General features: G+C 53.5%; 21 protein-coding genes and 1 tRNA gene. 7 read left to right on the top strand and 15 right to left on the bottom strand.

The features are described from left to right. Positions 1 to 36: 36 nt before the first annotated feature. Positions 37 to 1,341: a xylose isomerase gene (xylA, locus tag GKR98_13735; protein QMU59158.1), complete on the top strand. Its 1,305-nt coding sequence runs from the start codon at positions 37 to 39 to the stop codon at positions 1,339 to 1,341. A 258-nt stretch (positions 1,342 to 1,599) separates the two neighbouring features. Here the strand turns inward: xylA and GKR98_13730 are convergent, their stop codons facing one another. The 3 genes from GKR98_13730 to sfsA form a co-directional block, all read right to left on the bottom strand. Next, complete coding sequence (locus tag GKR98_13730) at positions 1,600 to 2,364, bottom strand: flavodoxin family protein (protein ID QMU59157.1); 765 nt, start codon at positions 2,362 to 2,364, stop codon at positions 1,600 to 1,602. Positions 2,365 to 2,706: 342 nt separating this feature from the next. Then, complete coding sequence (map, locus tag GKR98_13725) at positions 2,707 to 3,528, bottom strand: type I methionyl aminopeptidase (protein ID QMU59156.1); 822 nt, start codon at positions 3,526 to 3,528, stop codon at positions 2,707 to 2,709. A 54-nt stretch (positions 3,529 to 3,582) separates the two neighbouring features. Next, complete coding sequence (gene sfsA / locus GKR98_13720) at positions 3,583 to 4,290, bottom strand: DNA/RNA nuclease SfsA (protein ID QMU59155.1); 708 nt, start codon at positions 4,288 to 4,290, stop codon at positions 3,583 to 3,585. Between the two features lie 46 nt (positions 4,291 to 4,336). Here sfsA and GKR98_13715 point away from each other — a divergent pair, with 46 nt between their 5' ends. The 3 genes from GKR98_13715 to GKR98_13705 are packed head-to-tail and all read left to right on the top strand — an operon-like array spanning position 4,337 to position 6,719. After that, a complete protein-coding gene (locus tag GKR98_13715) occupies positions 4,337 to 5,068 on the top strand; it encodes a competence/damage-inducible protein A (GenBank protein QMU59154.1) in 732 nt (243 codons plus the stop codon). Next, a complete protein-coding gene (locus GKR98_13710; protein QMU59153.1) occupies positions 5,065 to 5,796 on the top strand; it encodes a GNAT family N-acetyltransferase in 732 nt (243 codons plus the stop codon). The genes GKR98_13715 and GKR98_13710 overlap by 4 nt, the downstream gene beginning before the upstream one ends. After that, entirely contained in the window at positions 5,793 to 6,719 is a 927-nt protein-coding gene (locus GKR98_13705; GenBank protein ID QMU59152.1) for an OmpA family protein, read from the top strand. Before GKR98_13710 ends, GKR98_13705 begins: the two co-directional genes overlap by 4 nt. Before the next feature lie 81 nt (positions 6,720 to 6,800). Here the strand turns inward: GKR98_13705 and GKR98_13700 are convergent, their stop codons facing one another. After that, positions 6,801 to 7,706: a LysR family transcriptional regulator gene (locus GKR98_13700; GenBank protein QMU59151.1), complete on the bottom strand. Its 906-nt coding sequence runs from the start codon at positions 7,704 to 7,706 to the stop codon at positions 6,801 to 6,803. A 312-nt stretch (positions 7,707 to 8,018) separates the two neighbouring features. Further along, on the bottom strand, positions 8,019 to 8,603 hold the full coding sequence (locus GKR98_13695) for a Type II secretory pathway, pullulanase PulA (GenBank protein QMU59150.1): 585 nt from the start codon (positions 8,601 to 8,603) through the stop codon (positions 8,019 to 8,021). Between the two features lie 121 nt (positions 8,604 to 8,724). On the opposite strand from GKR98_13695, the gene GKR98_13690 reads away from it, so the two are divergent. Both GKR98_13690 and GKR98_13685 read left to right on the top strand, forming a co-directional pair. Beyond that, a protein-coding gene (locus GKR98_13690; protein ID QMU59149.1) for an IS3 family transposase occupies positions 8,725 to 10,076 on the top strand; the annotation gives its coding sequence in 2 pieces (ribosomal slippage) (positions 8,725 to 9,060 and positions 9,063 to 10,076; 1,350 coding nt in all). Positions 10,077 to 10,107: 31 nt separating this feature from the next. Beyond that, positions 10,108 to 10,530 (top strand): hypothetical protein, encoded by a 423-nt coding sequence (locus GKR98_13685; GenBank protein QMU59148.1) that lies wholly within the window; start codon positions 10,108 to 10,110, stop codon positions 10,528 to 10,530. Positions 10,531 to 10,842: 312 nt separating this feature from the next. Here GKR98_13685 and GKR98_13680 read toward each other — a convergent pair. Next, positions 10,843 to 10,919: transfer RNA gene (locus GKR98_13680), tRNA-Arg, on the bottom strand. Positions 10,920 to 11,010: 91 nt separating this feature from the next. Next, entirely contained in the window at positions 11,011 to 11,355 is a 345-nt protein-coding gene (locus GKR98_13675) for a hypothetical protein (protein QMU59147.1), read from the bottom strand. A 141-nt stretch (positions 11,356 to 11,496) separates the two neighbouring features. On the opposite strand from GKR98_13675, the gene GKR98_13670 reads away from it, so the two are divergent. Continuing rightward, positions 11,497 to 12,381: a LysR family transcriptional regulator gene (locus tag GKR98_13670; GenBank protein ID QMU59146.1), complete on the top strand. Its 885-nt coding sequence runs from the start codon at positions 11,497 to 11,499 to the stop codon at positions 12,379 to 12,381. On the opposite strand, the gene sufS is transcribed toward GKR98_13670, so the two are convergent. The 8 genes from sufS to sufB all read right to left on the bottom strand — a co-directional run bounded on the left by sufS (position 12,378) and on the right by sufB (position 19,570). Beyond that, positions 12,378 to 13,598: a SufS family cysteine desulfurase gene (gene sufS / locus GKR98_13665; GenBank protein QMU59145.1), complete on the bottom strand. Its 1,221-nt coding sequence runs from the start codon at positions 13,596 to 13,598 to the stop codon at positions 12,378 to 12,380. The genes GKR98_13670 and sufS overlap by 4 nt on opposite strands. Further along, positions 13,598 to 14,062: a hypothetical protein gene (locus GKR98_13660; GenBank protein QMU59144.1), complete on the bottom strand. Its 465-nt coding sequence runs from the start codon at positions 14,060 to 14,062 to the stop codon at positions 13,598 to 13,600. Before GKR98_13660 ends, sufS begins: the two co-directional genes overlap by 1 nt. A 107-nt stretch (positions 14,063 to 14,169) precedes the next feature. Further along, positions 14,170 to 14,670 carry a YIP1 family protein gene (locus GKR98_13655; GenBank protein ID QMU59143.1) on the bottom strand — a complete coding sequence of 167 codons (501 nt, stop codon included), beginning with the start codon at positions 14,668 to 14,670 and terminating at the stop codon, positions 14,170 to 14,172. A 12-nt stretch (positions 14,671 to 14,682) separates the two neighbouring features. Beyond that, entirely contained in the window at positions 14,683 to 15,975 is a 1,293-nt protein-coding gene (locus GKR98_13650) for a Fe-S cluster assembly protein SufD (protein ID QMU59142.1), read from the bottom strand. Continuing rightward, positions 15,975 to 16,730, bottom strand: a complete 756-nt coding sequence (gene sufC / locus GKR98_13645) for a Fe-S cluster assembly ATPase SufC (GenBank protein ID QMU59141.1) — start codon at positions 16,728 to 16,730, stop codon at positions 15,975 to 15,977. Before sufC ends, GKR98_13650 begins: the two co-directional genes overlap by 1 nt. Positions 16,731 to 16,807: 77 nt before the next feature. Next, complete coding sequence (locus tag GKR98_13640; protein ID QMU59140.1) at positions 16,808 to 17,344, bottom strand: hypothetical protein; 537 nt, start codon at positions 17,342 to 17,344, stop codon at positions 16,808 to 16,810. 182 nt (positions 17,345 to 17,526) lie between these two features. Continuing rightward, positions 17,527 to 17,838 (bottom strand): heavy metal-binding domain-containing protein, encoded by a 312-nt coding sequence (locus GKR98_13635; protein QMU59139.1) that lies wholly within the window; start codon positions 17,836 to 17,838, stop codon positions 17,527 to 17,529. A 208-nt stretch (positions 17,839 to 18,046) separates the two neighbouring features. After that, positions 18,047 to 19,570, bottom strand: a complete 1,524-nt coding sequence (gene sufB / locus GKR98_13630) for a Fe-S cluster assembly protein SufB (protein ID QMU59138.1) — start codon at positions 19,568 to 19,570, stop codon at positions 18,047 to 18,049. Between the last annotated feature and the right edge of the window lie 2 nt (positions 19,571 to 19,572).

Below are 19,572 nucleotides of genomic sequence, written 5' to 3'. Positions count from 1 at the left end.
AGAATGTGTGATGGCCCGCTACAAGGACGAACAAGAATGACCGACTTTTTTTATGGAATCTCGAAGATTGAATTCGAGGGCCCCGAAACCGACAACGACTTTGCCTTTCGCCATTACAACCCGGACGAAATCGTCCTTGGAAAACGCATGGAAGATCATTTGCGGTTTTCGGTTGCTTATTGGCACAGTTTTGCTTGGGAGGGCGGCGACCCTTTCGGTGGGCAGACGTTTGAACGACCGTGGTTCGGAAACGGGATGGAGCAGGCAAAGATGAAAGCAGACGTCGCGTTTGAGATGTTCGAAATTCTTGGCGCACCTTACTTTTGTTTTCACGACGCGGACGTTCGTCCTGAAGGCAAAAGTTTTGCAGAAAGCCGCCGGAACCTTGAAGAAATCGTCGACGTGTTTGCCGAGAAAATGGAAACCAGCGAGGCAAAGTTGCTTTGGGGCACGGCGAACCTGTTTTCTCACCGTCGATACATGTCAGGAGCAGCCACAAATCCTGACCCGGATGTGTTTGCTTATGCTGCTGCGACCGTTAAATCTTGCATGGACGCTACCCACAAACTGGGCGGAGAAAACTACGTTCTTTGGGGCGGGCGCGAGGGATATGAGACCTTGCTCAACACCGACCTGAGCCGCGAAGCTGAACAGGCCGGCCGGTTCCTATCGATGGTCGTGGACTACAAACACAAGATCGGATTCGATGGTGCAATTCTGATCGAACCGAAACCACAGGAACCGACCAAACATCAATACGACTATGACGTCGCGACGGTCTACGGGTTCCTTCGTCGGTTCGGTCTTGAAAACGAAGTTAAGGTAAATATCGAACAAGGCCATGCTATTCTGGCCGGGCATAGTTTCGAACACGAACTTGCAATGGCGGCAAGCCTTGGCATTTTCGGATCGATTGATATCAACCGGAACGACTATCAATCCGGTTGGGATACCGATCAGTTCCCGAATAATATTCCAGAGGTCGCGCTAGCCTACTATGAGGTGCTCAAGGCAGGCGGATTCGCGACCGGCGGAACGAACTTCGACGCAAAATTGCGGCGTCAGAGCCTTGACCCAGAAGACCTAATTCTGGCTCACGTTGGTGGCATGGATATCTGTGCGCAGGGATTGAAGAAGGCAGCAGCTCTTCTGAAATCCGGCATCTTGGAAGAAGCACGCGCCGCGCGGTATGATTGTTGGAATTCGCCGAGAAATATTGAAATGTTGAAGCGAGATACCCTGAGTTCGATCGCAGAACGCGTTGAAAACGACGGTATCGATCCTATTCCTAAGTCCGGTCGGCAGGAACGCTTGGAAAATGTTGTGAACAGATTCATTTAGTCCGAGCCGAAACGCTCTCGATCGTTTCTGTTTTGACGAACCGGAGCTTCTAACGTCGCACTTGCCCTCAAAATAGCGTTTGCGCAATCGACAACGAATGGCTGCTTATTCGTTAGCTCGGGCTAAGCTTCGCACGTGCAGCGAACGTTTGGTTCTCGCACGTTTTGCCAAAACTATGCCTCTGCAGCATTGGTAAATAAGGGCTCGAAGCGGATATTCACGAAATCTAGGTTCTGTGTCATAGATCCGAACTCCAACCTACCCCCCATGCCGAATAAACCCAGAGTAACTCTCCGCCCCCGCCTTCAACCGCCCCTGCTCATCAAACTCATCATCCGAGTTAAACGCCATCACCGGCAATTCATCGAACCTGCCCACAAGATCCTTATGCGCCGCCAGGACCCCACGCAATCGCTCCCGCAGTTCAACCTCGCGGCTGCCGCGATGATACCCATGCACCCCATGCACGACTTTGAGGCGCAACACGGTCATCCCCAGATACCGAAACACATAGGCCAGCGGCCAAAGCAACATCTCGACATCCCCCTCTTTGCCGTTGAACGCGCTTTCCGACGCCCGTGATCCCGTCGTCACACAAAACAACACGCGCTTGCCGCGCCCCATGCCGCGATCAAATCGCTCATCCACCGAATGCAGCGCCCCATGCGCCAACACCCGTTCGCACCAACCCTTCAGAATGGCAGGCGGGGAAAACCACCAGATCGGGAAATGAAAGACTATCCGATCCGCGCGCCGCACTTTGTCGATCTCCGCTGCCACATCACCGGGCAGCATGCCCGCCGCAGCCGCCTGTTCCTGCACCCGCAGAACATCAAACGGCCCCGACGGCAAATCGCCTGCATAATGCCCGCGCCGTTCCACCGGATCGAAGGCCATACTGCATAAATCCGACCACACCACTTCATGCCCAAGATCGCGAAATGCCTGCTCGCTCGCCCGCGCCCATTCCGCAGTAAACGTCGTCGTCTCAGGATGCGCCAAAACGATCAGAACATTTGCCATACCCATTCTCCGATTTGCGCAATCCTATTACGCAGCGCCCGAGTTTCCCACATCTCCGACACATTGCGCTACCATCCCGATTATCGGCCCAAAAATATCCCCGCGCGGCGCGCCAGCGGGCAGCAGCCCGCTCCCCGGATTTCGTGTCGAAATCCGTTTCCCAAACCTTAACGGAACCAAAACCCACCGCTCGGGTCCACCGACGTAATACCGACATGATACCGACGCGATACAGACAGCCGATTTTCATCAGTTTCCACAGAGAATTGCGCCAAAACCGCCCGCCACGGCCAACCAGCGCCGCAAGCAATACTTCCCTAACAATGCGTAAAGAAAATCGGGTTAGCCCCAGGTCGGATGGAACTTTCCACCGGGCGACAAGGTGAACAATTCGCACCCGTCTTCCGTCACCCCGACCGAGTGTTCAAACTGTGCTGACAAGGACTTATCCCGCGTCACCGCCGTCCAGTCATCGGCCAGAACCTTGGTCTCGGGACGCCCCAGATTGACCATAGGCTCAATTGTAAAGAACATCCCCGGCTCCAGAACGGCCCCGGTTCCGGGACGTCCATAGTGCAGAACATTCGGCGGCGCATGGAACACCCGCCCCAATCCATGGCCGCAGAAGTCCCGCACCACAGACATCCGATGCGCTTCGACATAAGCCTGAATGGCATGGCCAATATCACCGAACGTTTTGCCCGGCTTCACCGCCTCGATCCCCTTGAACAGCGCGTCATGGGTCACCTGAACCAACCGCTCTGCCTTCCGGCTCAGCTTGCCGGCCACATACATCCGGCTGGTGTCGCCATACCATCCGTCCACAATCACCGTCACGTCTACATTCAGAATATCGCCATCTTTCAGGCGCTTATCGCCCGGTATTCCATGACAAACGACATGGTTCACGCTGATACAACTGGCGTGCTGATAGCCCTTGTACCCAATCGTGGCCGAGGTCGCCCCCGCTTCATCCACCATATTGGTAATCGCAGTATCAATCAGACCAGTCGTCGCCCCCGGCACCACCATCGGCGCGATCTCATCCAGAATCCGTGCAGCCAGCTCACCCGCAACGCGCATGCCCTGAAAGTCTTCGGCGTCATAAATTCGGATGCCGTCTTTCGTGACACGGCCCTGCCTGCGTTCGTCCACAGCTGTGATCCTTAACCCGTTTCGGCTGATATAAGTCGTTCTGCCGACAAGTGCCAGATGCCGCTAATGCTCAAACGGCAGCCGGCCCCCGAGGGTCACGCCGCTTTTATTGATCTCGGTGCCATAGCACAGCACCTCGACCCCCGCCGACCGCGCGCGGTCAAAGGCCTGAGCGTATTTCACATCAATGTCCCGTGCCAAAGAAAACCGCGTGCAATCCGTCCGCTGGACCAGATAGAACATGGCCGCCCGGTGCCCGCCGCGCACCATCGATGCAAGCTCATCCAGGTGGCGCGCACCGCGCGCTGTCACACAATCCGGAAACTCCGCCAAATCTCCAACCCGCTGAAGATGCACGTTTTTCACCTCGACATAAATGTCGGGCAACTCATCTTCCGTCAGCAGGAAATCAACCCGGCTCTTCTCGCCGTAAGGCACTTCCGCTCGCACATTTTCCCATCCAGCCAATTCCGGAATAGCCCTTGTGCGCAACGCCTCGCCAACGACCCGGTTTGGCACCGCAGTATCTATCCCTGCCAGATGCCCAGCCCCCAACTCGACCAACCGCCAACCATATTTCAGCTTCTTTTTGGGATCGTCATTTGGCTCAACCCAAACTCGCATTCCGGTTTCTGCAAGCCCCAGCATCGCACCGGGATTCGGACAATGAACCACCACTTCCGCGCCGGAACCCTCCAGCACAACATCCGCCAGAAAGCGTTTGTAACGGCGCAAAAGCCGTCCAGGCACAAGAGGGGTTTGAAAGCGCATGACCTGCGGCCTATACCGGCCTTGAAGGCTGTGCAAGGACGGGGCAATGGGCAATCCAACGGCGGCAATGCTGGTGATCGGGGACGAGATTCTTTCGGGTCGAACCCGCGATGCTAACATGCACTATCTTGCTGGGCAGCTGACCGACAAAGGCATTGATTTAAAAGAGGTTCGCGTCGTCTCTGATCAACCCGACTCCATCATTGCAGGCGTTCGCGACCTGTCAGGGTCTTTCGATCATGTCTTTACGTCTGGCGGCATCGGCCCAACCCACGACGACATCACCGCCGACTGTGTCGCCGCCGCATTTGATGTGCAGATTGACGTGCGCGAGGACGCGCGCGCAATCCTTCAACATCACTATGATCGCCAAAATCAAATCCTGAACACAGCCCGGCTACGAATGGCCCGCATTCCCGATGGCGCAGCCCTAATCGACAACCCAATCTCAGCCGCTCCAGGCTTTACGCTTGGAAACGTCCACGTCATGGCCGGTGTTCCAAGTATCTTTCAGGCGATGGTTGCTTCGGTGCTTCCGTCCCTGACGGGCGGTTCCAAATTGCAATCCATCTCGCTGCGGATCGAGCGCGGCGAAGGCGATATTGCCGGCCCATTGGCCGACCTTGCAGCCGCCTTCACCGATCTCACCATCGGTTCATATCCGTTTAACCAAGATGGGATATATGGCAGCAACGTCGTTTTTCGCAGCACCGACAAAAACCGCATAGACGCGGCCGTCCAGGAACTTCTAACGCAGTTTCCGGGCGCTCGATCATGACAACGCCGGATTCAAATCGGCTGTTTCAGGCCCTGGACGCGACATGGCCAGCTGCCGGTTTTTCGCGCACTGGTCCATGGATCATTCGCAAGGGTGATGGTGGCGGGCAACGTGTTTCCGCAGCGACCTCCATTGCCGATATTGGCAACGGCGACATCACAGCAGCCGAATTTGAGATGGCGGCACTTCTCCAGCCGCCTATTTTTATGATCCGCCCAAACGATGATGCGCTAGATCAGGCTTTGGATGACAGGGGATATTGCATCGTCGATCCCGTTGCCGTTTACTCCATCGAAATCAACGCGTTGTCTGAAACTCCTGCCCCCGCCACCATGCTGCCGACATGGCCACCGCTTGCAATCCAGACCGAAATTTGGGCGGCAGGGGGCGTGCTTGCACCTCGCTGGAATGTTATGAAGCGCGCCAAAGGCCCTAAAACTACGATCATAGGCCGGTATCAGGATCGACCAGTCGGCACTGTCTTTGTCGCCTGCCATGAAGATATCGCCATGGTGCACGCGCTTGAGATATTGCCAGAATACCGGCGCCATGGAACTGGTCGACAAATGATGAAAGCCGCCGCCTATTGGGCTGCCAAAACCGGGGCGCGCTGGATGACTTTGATGGTCACGCGCGCCAACGACCCGGCAAATGCTCTTTATCGTTCGCTTGGCATGAGCGAGGTCGCGCAGTATCACTATCGCCGCGCAGACAAGGCAGACCTATGATCCGGACAGCATTTCTATTCCTCTTGGCTTCTGCGACCTCGGTTGCCGCCGTCGAGTTCAATGTGCCCGGCGGGTCAATCTCGCGCTTCGAAATCTCGCCTGCCACATCTATTCGACTGCCCGAGGCGGCGTGGTCATCAACATCGCCTCCTATTGTGGAAGGCGCTATTCGCAACCGCGCAATCCGCATCACCGGCAGCCCGCAGACCACTCTGCAGCTCTTGCAACCCATCCGTGAAGCTCTTGTTTCCGATGGATATTCCGAGGTGTATTCCTGCAATGATGTCATTTGCGGCGGCTTCGATTTCCGGTTCCAACTGGACTTACTGCGCGAACCAGCGATGCACGTTGATCTGGGCGACTATCGCTATCTTCTGATGCGCAACACCAGCGCCGCCACGTCCGAACCGCACACCGTCGCGATTGTCACTTCGCGCGCATCTGACGCTGGTTTCGTTCATATCACTGAAGTTTTCGACGCCACGCCCGCCGATCTGACCGCCCCAGACCCGTCGTCCGCTACCGTGGTCGAAGACCCCACCGAAGGCGATGCCATGATTGATGTGCTGATTGCCAGCGGCCATATCGTGCTGGATGACCTGGACTTCGGATCAGGTTCGGATCAGTTAAGTGACCAAGACTACACGTCATTGCAATCCCTTGCCGCATGGTTAGCCACCGAACCCCAAGCCCGGATCGTTCTGGTTGGGCATACCGACAGCGTCGGTTCACTGGAAGCTAACACAGCACTGTCCCAGCGTCGCGCCGAAGCGGTCCGCAACCGGCTGACCGAAATTTATGGCGTTGCCACGACACAGCTTGAAGCAAGCGGCGTCGGATACCTGGCGGCGCGCGCCTCAAACCTGACTGAAGACGGGCGGGCACTCAACCGTCGTGTCGAAGTTGTCCTGCTGGAACGTTAAGCACCCCCAAAAAAAACGGGCGCCCATTTGGCGCCCGAGTTCTAACTTACCGAGGGAAAACTCGTCACATACAGGAGATTCTCACCAGCTGTCCGGGCCTTTTTCTGCAAAGGCATGGACAAGGAAATCGATAAATGCACGCACCTTAGGCTGTGTGAAACGGCCCGGAGGATAAACTGCAAAGATACCTTGTGTTTCGATCGGCAGCTCTGGAATGGCTTCCTGAACCAGCCCCTGCTCCATCGCTTCCGCATAAAGGAACGATGGCAGGTAAGCGATGCCAAGACCGGCAATCGCGGCGTTCAGCAATGACTGACCGTCGTTGACCGTCAGCCAACCGGCAGTTCGAACCTGACGCTTCTCACCGGAAGGCGCGGTCAGTTTCCATACGTTGCCGGATGAATTGTTGGAATAGTGCAAAAGTTTGTGTTCGTTCAGATCGTCGATCTTCTGCGGCTGGCCATACTTGCTGAAGTATTCCGGGCTGGCTATCATCCGACGATTTGTTTCGCACAATTTACGGGCGCGAAGGGTCGAGTCTTCCAGCTCACCAATTCGAATGGCCAGATCGAAGCCTTCCGAAATCAGCTCAACATAGCGGTTGTTCAGCACCATGTTCACCGTGATGTCCGGAAACTCCTGCAAGAAGTCGCCAAGGACGGGTGACAGGTGGTTCACACCAAAATCGGTCGCAACCGAAATACGCAGCAGCCTCGAGGGTGCAGACTGCATTGAAGTGACAAGTGCATCGGCCTCGCCAGCATCATTCAACACACGCCGTGCGCGGTCGTAATAGGCCAGGCCAATCTCGGTCGGCGATACGCGTCGTGTTGTGCGGTTCAGAAGACGCGCACCAAGTCGGGCTTCTAAAGACGAGACGTGCTTTGACACGGCTGACTTCGATATCCCCATTTTCTTGGCAGCATCAGTGAACCCGCCTTGATCAACGACGGTCGCAAACGCCTCCATTTCGGTCAGTCGGTCCATTAGGAGCTTTACCCTTATTCTTTTGCCCCCCGGCACTGGTCCTTTTGACGGTGAAATCGGGCAAGAATGCGGAAGGCCCCCGACAATTTCCCGGTTTTATCAGGATCGTTTTGAGGTGGGAAACACAGTTATTGGCCCCGTCATCCGAAATAGCTTATACATTTCAATCAGATACTATATTATATCGCTGAATTACTATGAATTCCGTGAAACACACATGCGATTAAGAATAATTTCCGAAATATCATCAATTCGCGGCGCAACACACCATTGCTTCGAAGGTCAATTTCCCGAACCTACCACCAAAAACCGTCAAAACTCGTATCCGAACCTTTCGATATCTGTCGCAAACCATGCCCTCACCTGCTCAGCAGATCGCGCATCGTAAGCCCCCCGCACATTTGTCGGACGATCAGAACCATTGGCATGCGGCAATACCCCCAGCTTGAAACCCAAGTGCGTTTCAACGGGCACGATATCTTCTCTAAAATGCTCCAATCGCACAAAGGCATTGCAGTAATTTTTGCCGCTATTGTCTGTCACATACTGATCAACCGCATCCCGCGACAACATGTCAGACACGATAGGGTCTTGAAGAAAGGGACCGAACTCCAGTCCTTTCGCCTTTGGAACCACCGGGTGATCAAAGTTTTGCGCTCTCAACCAATGATACAGGCTGAAAACCCGAGTCCATGGATCGCGCACCATCGTAAAGACAAAGAACTCGTCCAGCGCCCCGATACCGCTCGCACCATCAATATCTCTCAGCCGACTATGCTTCCAAATGCGCCCCCGAGCTTCGATCAATTTCAACCGTTTCCTACGCCGCACCGCTTTTGGCGTGTCTCCGATCAGGATGTCCTCCGCCATTGCGCGCGCTTCCAGCGCCAGCGCCATCGATGTTCCGCCCGTCTTCGGAATGTGGACAAATATGTCTGAAGTCAGCGCCTATGGGTCCAATTAGGTTAATTTGATAAGAGAGTTTTGTTGGCTCATCGTAACCACTGAGGAGTGGGACATGAGACAGACAACTGGAACTCGCAGGAGCCCCGGCGAGAAGATCGTCAAAGAGATCAAGCGCGCGACGCGCAAACAGTATTCGTCAGAAGAGAAGATCCGGATCGTGCTGGATGGCTTGCGTGGCGAAGACAGCATTGCTGAGTTGTGCCGTCGTGAGGGAATATCTCAAGGTATCTACTACAAATGGTCCAAGGACTTCATGGAAGCTGGCAAACGGCGGCTTGCTGGAGATACGGCGCGTGCGGCTACGACCGACGAAGTCAAGGACCTGCGCCGCGAAGCCCGAGACCTGAAGGAGGTCGTTGCCGAGCAAACACTGGAACTGCGTCTTCTCAAAAAAAGCATGACCGGCGGTGGGGGCGACCAAGAATGAGGTATGCTGCATCTGAGAAGTTGGAGATCATCCGGCTTGTTGAGGGGTCGCATTTGTCTGCTCGTCGAACATTGGCAAAGCTGGGCATCCCCCGCACCACATTTTACCGTTGGTATGATCGGTATCGGCAGCGCGGCGACGCTGGCCTTGTGGATCAAGCGCCTAAGCCCAGACATGTCTGGAACCGCATCCCCGACGAAGTCCGGCGCAAGGTCGTCAAGCTGGCGCTGCAGGAGACGGAGCTGTCGCCGCGCGAACTGGCAGTGACGTTCACGGATCGGGAGCGCTACTTCGTCTCGGAATCTTCAGTCTATCGGGCCCTGAAGGCTCACGATCTGATCACCAGCCCGGCCTTTATCGTGCTCAAGGCGGCAAACGAGTTCAAAGACAAGACCACTGCGATCAACCAGCTTTGGCAAACCGACTTCACCTATCTCAAAGTGCTTGGCTGGGGCTGGTTCTATCTCAGCACAATCCTGGACGACTACAGCCGCTACATCATCTCGTGGAAACTCTGCACGAACATGCGGGCAGAGGACGTGACGGACACCCTGGATTTGGCGCTACAAGCATCAGGGTGCGATCAGGTTCACGTCATCCACAAACCCCGCCTCCTCAGCGACAACGGGTCCAGTTACGTCTCTGGCGATCTGGCTGAATGGCTGCAGGACAAAGGCATGAAGCATTCTCGGGGCGCACCATATCATCCCCAGACACAGGGCAAGATCGAGAGGTGGCATCAAACCCTGAAGAACCGCATCCTATTGGAGAACTACTTCCTTCCGGGAGACCTCGAAACCCAGATCGAAGCCTTCGTCGATCACTACAATCACAAGCGCTACCACGAGAGCCTGAACAACGTCACACCCGCCGACGTCTACTTCGGGCGTGACAAAGCCATTCTAAGACAACGGGAAAGGATCAAACGAAAGACGCTCGAAGCGCGGCGCTTGCATCACAGACAGCGCGCCGCATAATAACATCAACCAGACGAGCCAAACTCTTTACTTGTTTAAGCAACTCTTGGTTCCCAAAACCCTGACGACGGACAATCTTGAAGATTTCGTTCGGCAAGCGATTGAGGACAAGAAATTCGGGAAGGCAGACTCAGGTCGACTATGGGAGTTCGAAGGTCCATTCGGAGATTTCGAAAACGTCACGGAACTGATGAAAAATGCTAACAAAGCACGATTTGCCATTGGTGCGGATGGTTTCGTTGAGCGCGTGGATTTTGTCATTGAACCTGAAGGGATCGAGCGGCTCGACGCTGATGCCGAGGACTTTGGGGCAGTGGAGTTTCGATTTTCCTTTTTTGGCTACGACGCCGAAATTCCCTTTCGGCACCCCGAACCCATGAGCGAAGTCAATGACGAAGGCCAAGTTATTATCACCAACCTAATAGTAGAAGAACTACCACTCGCTAAGGTTTGAATTTTTTTGGCACTGCACTGACTTATGTCGTCGATTGGCCATTAAGCACTGGTGCATTAATAATATGCTCAACGCAGTTGGTACTATTGTGGGGATAGCTATCGAACGTGGAAAATTTATTGTTTTTTTACAAATATTTCCAGTGATATAGTGGCGGAGAGACAGGGACCCGATCTCGAGCGACAGTCGCCAGTCTTAACTCATCACGTACTCAATTTGCAAAACAGCATCGATCTCTTGCTGCAGACTATGCGTTTTAGACTAATACTAGACTAAATCCATCGCGCCAATCGACTAACTTGCTGTTTTTATTGGCGCACCCGAGAGGATTCGAACCTCTGGCCTCTGCCTTCGGAGGGCAGCGCTCTATCCAGCTGAGCTACGGGTGCTCGATGCGCTCTATAGCTTGCTGAAATATCTCTGGCAATCGAGTAATCAGCGCGCTCCGATTGAAGGCCACATCGGAGCGCGCGAAGTAGACTACACTCTAGGCGCAGTCGATCCGGGAGGTGTTCCCGGTGTAGATGGCCGCGTTGTGCCTCCTGACGATGAACTGTCATCACGGTCACGATCACGGGTCGGCGGTGGTGGCGGGCAATCCCATACCACAGATCCGTCAGCCAAAGTGATCGGATCACAATCGTCTTCCGGAATACACTCCGGCGGACGCGGTGCAGTGCCGGGTATATAGACCCAGCCTTCTTCACATTCTCCGCCACCTAATTTGTCAAATGTCGGCTCTGGGCGAATGGATTCAGGTTGCTGAGCGCAGGCTGAAAGCACCGCCGTAATTCCGACCGCAGCCAAAAGTTGAATGAACTTCATTGGTAACTGTCCTCAAAGTTTCTGTTCGCACCCTTCCGATCATTCGGATTAAATGCGTATGCTTCGGACCATAGAAATCATGTGTATAGACATTAAGGCGAATAAGCGCCTAACCTTCCTGCAAATATGCAGGATGATTAAATGGACTGGGATAATCTAAAAGTTGCGCTGGCGGTTGTGCAGGCGGGATCACTTACAGGCGCGGCGCAGCGCTTGGGTATGGACCAAACGACCGCTGGACGCAGGCTGTCAGCATTAGAAACTCAATTGGGATCCAAACTATTCATCCGCTCGAAATCTGGTTTTCTTCCGACTGACCAAGGTCAGATTGTTTTGGCCGATGCGGAACGGATTGAAGCCAGACTAGAGCGTATGGGCGATATGCTTTCCAATTCTCAACACGGTCCCAGCGGGATCGTCCGGGTAATGGCAAATACATGGATGCTGCAACTGCTGGCGGACCAAGTTTTTCCCAACCTTCTCGAAAGTAGCCTTGGCCTTGAATTGCGTCTGTCCGGGCGACTTCCACCGACTCCACTTCATGGGGAGGCAACTGTATCGTTGTGGTTTGATGCAGCAGCAACTGGATCAGATATCGCAGTGCCATTTTGCCGCGTTCCCTATGCTTCTTACCAGTCAGCGAACTTCGATTGCACAAGCAATAATTGGGTTCAGTTCAAAGACGATGACGCCCATGGGCCCTCATTTTCCAGACAGGTTCGCAAACGACTGGCAAAAAATGCCCAGGTCCGGCTAACAGCAACGGATGCGACAATTCTTCTGGCAGCAACACGATCTGGCTTTGGGCGATGCGTGTTGCCTATGTGCCTGGCCAAGCGCGATGAAGGCCTAATTAGGGCGACGGGCGAAATGGACAGGATCGAGCGGGTTTTGCACATCCATATTAATCCTGCGACCGCTGATACAAAGCGCGTTCGCACAGTGATTAAAGGACTACGAAGTGGGATAGAGGAACTGCTAGATGCCGAACTGTTTGCCGCCAAGCATCCGTTGATCGACGTCTAATCAAAGAGCTCGTGACACAGTTCCAATGCCTCAACAAAAGTGTCGACTTCGGACTTGGTGTTGTAAAGTCCGAGACTGGCTCGGCAGGTGGCCGAAACGCCCAGATGATCCATCAATGGACCGGCACAATGGTGCCCGGCCCGCACTGCTACACCCCTCTTGTCCAGGACGGTGGAAATGTCGTGAGCATGTGCGGAACCGTTGAGTGTGAATGAGAATATTGCGCCCTTGTCTGCCGTGGTGCCTTGAACACTCATCCAGTTGAGACCCGAAAGCTTCTCGACGGCATAGTCACGTAACTCATTTTCGTGATTAGCCACATTTTCCATACCCAGCGCCATCAGATATTCCAATGCGGCTCCAAACCCGATCTGCTGCACAATACCCGGCGTGCCTGCTTCAAAACGCATCGGAGGATCTGCATAGGTCACGTGGTCCTTGTGGACTTCTCGTATCATGTCGCCACCGCCGAAAAACGGCCGCATCTCGTTCATACGTTCTTGGCGAATATAGATGGCGCCGGACCCCGACGGTCCATAAAGTTTGTGTCCGGTGATCGCATAGAAATCACACCCAATGTCCTGCACATCGACCGGCATGTGAACTGCGCCCTGCGAGCCATCGACTAAGACAGGAACACCTTTGGCATGGGCGCCTTCGGTGATCGACTTCACATCAACCCGGGTGCCCAAGACATTTGAGAGCTGTGTTATCGCAACAAGTTTGGTTTTTTCCGAAATTGCATCAACGACCTTCTGTGCATCCAAACCACCGGTTTCATCGATATCGACCCACTTAAGAACAACACCTTGGCGTTCGCGCAAAAAATGCCACGGCACTATGTTTGCGTGATGTTCCATGACCGAAAGCACGATTTCGTCTCCGGCACGAAGCCTTGGCATAGCCCAGGAGTAAGCAACCAAATTGATGCCCTCCGTCGTTCCGGAGTTCATGACAATTTCGTCTTCAGACGCGGCGTTCAAGAAGCGGGCAATCGTTCCGCGAACAGATTCATACTTTTCTGTCGCTAAATTGGATAAGTAGTGCAATCCGCGGTGCACATTAGCGTACTCTTGCGAATAAGCCTGCGTAACCGCGTCGATTACGACGCTGGGTTTTTGAGCAGACGCCCCGTTGTCAAAATATACCAGCGGCTTTCCATTAACTTGTCTATCCAGGATCGGAAAATCGCCACGGACCTTGTCCACATCAAACATCAGGCTGCACCTTCAACGCGAAGGCCCGCAAGAGAAGTCACCGTCATGAGAACAAGTAAAACAACGAACGACGCGAGCACAAAAACTCCCAACGCTTTCCAAAGAGAGGCAAACCCATGCAAAGCGGCTATAAAGTTCAGGTTCATCCAAAAAGCCACCAAGATCAGCAGAACCGAAAAAAGCCCCGCAAGGGATGGGAAAACAACAAAAATGACAAGCTCGATCATTTGGCCGGCAAAGATGATCGCCTGTAAGAATATGGTCAACAATAGAGTTTCTTGAAAACTCCCGCTTCCGCCCATGAGCTGGCCAATTTTCCAAATGGCAAAAACAGAAGCAGTTCCAGCTGCACCGGACATCAAGACAAATACAAACGGCGGCATGAGGGCCTGACCATCTTCGCTTGCTGGCGCCCCTCCTACGTGTATGAGCAAAACAGACGCTACAACCAACAGCCAGAACATTGGCCAAAGTGCCGACTGCGGCACGCCCACTGACATCATAGTTGTTGCAGCCTCTCTGGGCTGACGCAACGCCTGTCGCGCTAGTGATATGAATACGTTATACATCTCTATTGGGCCTCAACCCGGGTTTGACTGGCCATTTCTTTAAGTCCTAACCCCCAGAAAACAAGAAACGCTCCAAGTGCCAAGGCTCCAATGACACGAGTGCCTGTGGTCGCGCCCGAGAACCCAGACATCAATCCCGTCAACAGCCAAAGCGGCGCGGCAGCCAACAAAGCCCAGAACAAAGACATTCGAGACTCATAGGCGGACACCGAACTCCTAAGCAAACGCATTAGGAGAAACACTGAAAATGCAATTCCGTACATTGCAAGCGGCGCTATAACCAACCAGCCAAACAATGCGCCAGCCATTAGTGCCTCTAGGGTTGTCTCAACGTTTTGGAACGCCTCTCGAGACAGGCGCGGCCACTGAGCGACAAAGATGAGCGTGCAAGCAGCCATAAGCGTCGCAAGCGCCCGATCTTCACGTTCAACACTGCCTATCCGACGGCGCATTATCAGCCGCGGCGCGCGATACGTTCGCAAAACATCGAGGACTACACTCAATTCACCGCCCCATTACTCGCCACGATGACGAGATAGCCAACGCTCTAATCGATGCAAGATATCGTCTGCGAGAGCTTGATCTTCAATCTCGTCGATGGCTTCAGCCAAAAAAGCAAGGGTTAAAAGGTCTTGCGCATCCTGTCGGCTTATTCCCCGTGCGCGCAGATAAAATAAGGCAGTTTCGTCAATTGCGCCGCTTGTGGAACCATGGGAGCAGGCCACGTCATCGGCATAAATTTCCAATTCTGGCTTCGCCAAAAACTGCGCATCGTCATCCAACAACAACGCCTGGCTAATTTGATAGCCATCAGTCTTCTGAGCACCTTCCTCCACTAAGATTTTACCCTGAAATACGCCAACCGCACCGTTGCGAAGCACCTTCTTGAAAACTTGCCGACTTTCGCAATTCAACCCACGGTGTGTGATAAAAACAGTATCGTCGTGATGGAATTCACCATTAACCCCGTCACCTAAAGCTGCCCCTGCAACATGAGCAACGGCATCATCGCCAACGATGTCAATGACGCATTCATTCCGGGTGAGCTTCCCGTTCAGAGCCAGTGTAAAGGATTTGAAACACGCGTTACCGGCCACGCGAGCAAAGATGTGTGACGCGACCTGTCGGTTATGGGCGCGCCCTTGCGGCCGCACGTGGTGTAACGTAGCCCCTTCCATGATATCAAACTCAGTCACAATATTGCTTCGCGCGCCCGGAGTACCGGTTTCCAAAACCGTCAACGACGCCCCGTCTTCAACTCGAATACAGTGATGAATGATTGCATCAGACGTCTGCGAAGACTGACGGTAAGAAATGTGCAGCGGCTTAGGCGCTGTGCCTGTTGCACGGACAAGAACACCCTCTGTTGCAGACGTGGTGTTCAAAGCCGCAAAGGGCCGCTTAACCGGATTTTGTCCAGCCGCCTCTAACTCGCCATACAACGACTTTGCCCAGTGAATGTCTTTCTGGTCAGCAGCGGACAAGAGCGAAACTTCCACCCCCTCCAACTTGATGTCATCCGATGCGTCGGCATCAAAGACGCCATCAACGAAGACCAACCGCACCTTGTCGATATCACCAAAGATGGGTGTATCGGTTCTCAGCGGAGCGGACGAAGTTGGGTCAATTGCAGCCAAAAGATCAGGGCGTGTGTATTTCCAGTACTCATCGCGACGCGATGGCAATCCAATTTGCCGAACGCGTGCCAACGCAGATGTTCGTGCCTCGGCGGTGAACCCGCCCTTCGGCAACGACATCGACATCAGTCGCTCTTCGGTTTCTGAAAGTTCAGACGCAGGCAATGTCATTATGCCATCTCCGCGAGTATGTCCGCATAGCCGTTGTTTTCCACTTCAAGAGCCAGTTCCGGACCACCCGATTTCACCATTCGGCCATTGGCCATGATGTGAACGACGTCAGGTTGGATGTGGTCAAGAAGCCGCTGATAATGCGTAATAACCAAAAACGAACGGCCAGCATCACGAAGTGCATTAACTCCCTCGGAAACCAATTTCATAGCGTCAACATCAAGTCCCGAATCAGTCTCGTCTAGAATGCACATCTTTGGTTCCAGAACCGCCATCTGCAAAATCTCATTGCGCTTTTTTTCGCCACCTGAGAATCCAACGTTTACAGGCCGCTTCAGCATATCAGCATCAATTTTCAGCGACTTCGCCTTTTCGCGGATGAGCTTAAGGAACTCCGCCGCACTGATTTCGCTTTCATTGCGTGCTTTTCGCTGAGCGTTCAAGGCGGTGCGAAGGAACGTCATGTTGCCCACACCGGGAATTTCGACTGGGTACTGGAACGCCAGGAATAATCCTGCCGCAGCGCGTTCTTCGGGATCAAGGTCAAGTAGATCCTCGCCTTCCAAAGTTGCCGACCCGCCAGTCACTTCATACCCGTCGCGACCAGACAGCACGTAACTTAACGTCGATTTTCCTGAGCCATTGGGGCCCATAATGGCGTGCACCGCACCCGCTGGCACTTCCAAATCCACGCCCTTGAGGATTTGCTTATCTTCTTCCTCAAGTTTGACGTGCAGATCTTTGATATTAAGCATGAATTCCTCTCACACAGCAAAACAGGGCGACGCCACGACGGCGCGCCCTGCTAGTTTGTTTTTTGTTTTGTTTCTGGTTACGCGCGCGATTTTAGCGCAGCGGCAACATAGTCTTTTGAAAAGAAGTTCGCATAGGTTTCCGGAAACTTTTCGATCATCTGAATTTCGCCGAAGAGCATCGCACCAAACCCAATTGCAACCGCCAACTTGCGCATCATTCCTTTTAAACCGAACGTCCAGGTAAACATCAGCGCCAACAGGCCTGCGATCAAAAGATGGGCGTAGATAATGTAAGGTTGAATCGCCACCACAGGTATTTCGATTGGCATCAAACCGCCGTCTTGAAAGAAGTGAAACGCCGCCGCCTTGCCCGCAAAAACAGATAAGCCACCGATAATCACTGCGACAGGCACCAAAACCAGATTGGATCCTTCGCCGACCCGAACCTTTTTCTTCTTGTTCTTTAAGCGAACGGTGTTGGTCGACTTGCCCTTGCGCGCCGTCTTTTCGTCCCGTGGCCCAATGTGCACTTCGCCCATGGTATTCGGCGCATTCGTTCCGATGCGCTTTATGCGCTCTTCGAACGAGTTGCGCTGTGCTTGTCCAATTGACATGCTGAAAATCCCCTTCAATGCGTCGGGCTGTTTTTTTCAGCGCTTCGTGACGAAAGAAGGGCAAGGATTGGGAAAAAAGTGAGCGAATCCAGCGCTCCGACGCATCCAAACCGTCCCCGACACCCACGAATAACGAGGGGAATATCCGAAAAAATTGTTTATTTTCAGAACTATGCGGCATCTTAGTCCAAAACCACGGCGGTTCCGGACGCAGAAACCATCAGCATGTTGTTGATAACTTCGTAATCCAGATCGACTCCCACAACTGCGTTCCCGCCGACCGCGATGGCGCGTTCTTCCAATTCGCGCAGAGCAATATCTCGCGCCTTCCCCAACTCTTGCTCATAGGCTCCCGAACGCCCTCCGACGATATCGGTAATCTGGGCAAACAAATCGCGGAAAACGTTCGCACCAAGGATAGCTTCTCCGACAACTACTCCGCGGTAGTCCTTGATCGGGCGACCTTCGATTGACGGTGTCGTGCTGATAATCATTGATCCATCTCCCCGGGGCTTCCCTGCTTGGCCCTCCAGCGCCCAATCACCAATTGCGCAATAAGGCTTCCCATAAAACCACTCGCAAAACTCACGACGATGATTTGGTTCTGCGCCAGCATGTCAGTTGCGTAATCAATGAACACTGCGAAAGCCGAGCAGAAAGCACCGGTAAAAACCGCAGTTAGAAGAACCGAGCGCATCGAACTTACCCCACAGACCCTTCAAGCGAGATCGCCACAAGTTGTTGGGCTTCCATCGCAAATTCCATCGGCAAGGCTTGCAGCACTTCTTTGCAAAATCCATTCACAACTAGAGCAACGGCTTCTTCTTCGTCCATGCCGCGCTGGCGACAATAGAACAGCTGATCGTCATCAACTTTCGAAGTTGTCGCCTCGTGTTCTACCCGGCTAGAGTTATTTTTCACTTCAATATAAGGCACCGTGTGCGCCCCACATTTATCGCCGATCAGAAGAGAGTCACATTGCGTGTAATTACGCGAGTTTTTGGCGCGAGGGTGCATTGAAACCAGGCCACGATACGTGTTCTGAGCTCTGCCTGCAGATATCCCCTTGGACACAATCCGCGATTTGGAGTTCTTGCCCAGGTGAACCATTTTCGTTCCGGTATCTGCCTGCTGCATGTTGTTGGTAATGGCAATCGAGTAAAACTCGCCCTGACTTTCCTCACCACGCAGAATGCAAGATGGATACTTCCAGGTCACAGCCGAGCCTGTTTCAACCTGGGTCCACATCACTTTGGACCGATCACCACGGCAGTCAGCCCGTTTGGTCACGAAGTTATAAATGCCGCCCTTGCCGTTTTCGTCACCGGGATACCAGTTTTGAACCGTTGAATATTTAATCTCGGCGTCGTCCATAGCTACCAACTCCACAACAGCAGCGTGAAGCTGATGTGTGTCACGCTGAGGCGCAGTGCACCCTTCCAGATAAGAGACGTAAGCCTCTTTATCGCATATGATTAGAGTACGTTCGAACTGACCTGTATTCTCGGCATTGATACGGAAATACGTGCTTAGTTCCATTGGGCAGCGGGTCCCGGGCGGGACATAGACGAACGAACCATCAGTAAAGACGGCCGAATTCAGCGTGGCAAAGAAGTTGTCCGATTGAGGCACCACCGATCCGAGGTATTTTTTAACCAGATCGGGATGTTCGCGAATGGCTTCTGAAATCGAACAAAAGATAACGCCCGCTTTCTTGAGCTCTGCCTGGAATGTCGTGCCCACGCTGACAGAGTCGAAAACGGCGTCGACTGCGACTTTTCGGCCCTCGGAAGGCGCATCTTCTGCACCTTCGACGCCCGCCAAGATCATTTGTTCTTTCAAGGGGATGCCAAGTTTTGCGTAAGTCTCCAAAAGTTTCGGATCGACGTCGTCCAAGGATTTTGGCTTTTCGGCCATGCTCTTTGGTTTGGCGTAGTAGTATTGTTCCTGATAGTCGATTTTGGGATAGTTAATCATAGCCCAATCAGGCTCATCCATCTGAAGCCAACGACGGTATGCCTCTAGGCGCCAGTCGGTCATCCATTCTGGTTCGCCGTTTTTCTCCGATATTAAACGCACAATGTCTTCAGAAAGACCTTTCGGTGCGTATTCCATCTCGATGTCGGTTTCCCAGCCATACTTGTAGGTCCCCGATAGCGAACGCACAGCATCAACAGTTTCCTGATCGACGCCGTCTTTCACCTGAGTGATATCCAAAGCTGCCATTA

The organism is Boseongicola sp., from assembly GCA_014075275.1.
In the GTDB taxonomy this organism is placed as follows: Bacteria; Pseudomonadota; Alphaproteobacteria; order Rhodobacterales; family Rhodobacteraceae.
This window is presented reverse-complemented; position numbering and strand designations above follow the sequence as displayed.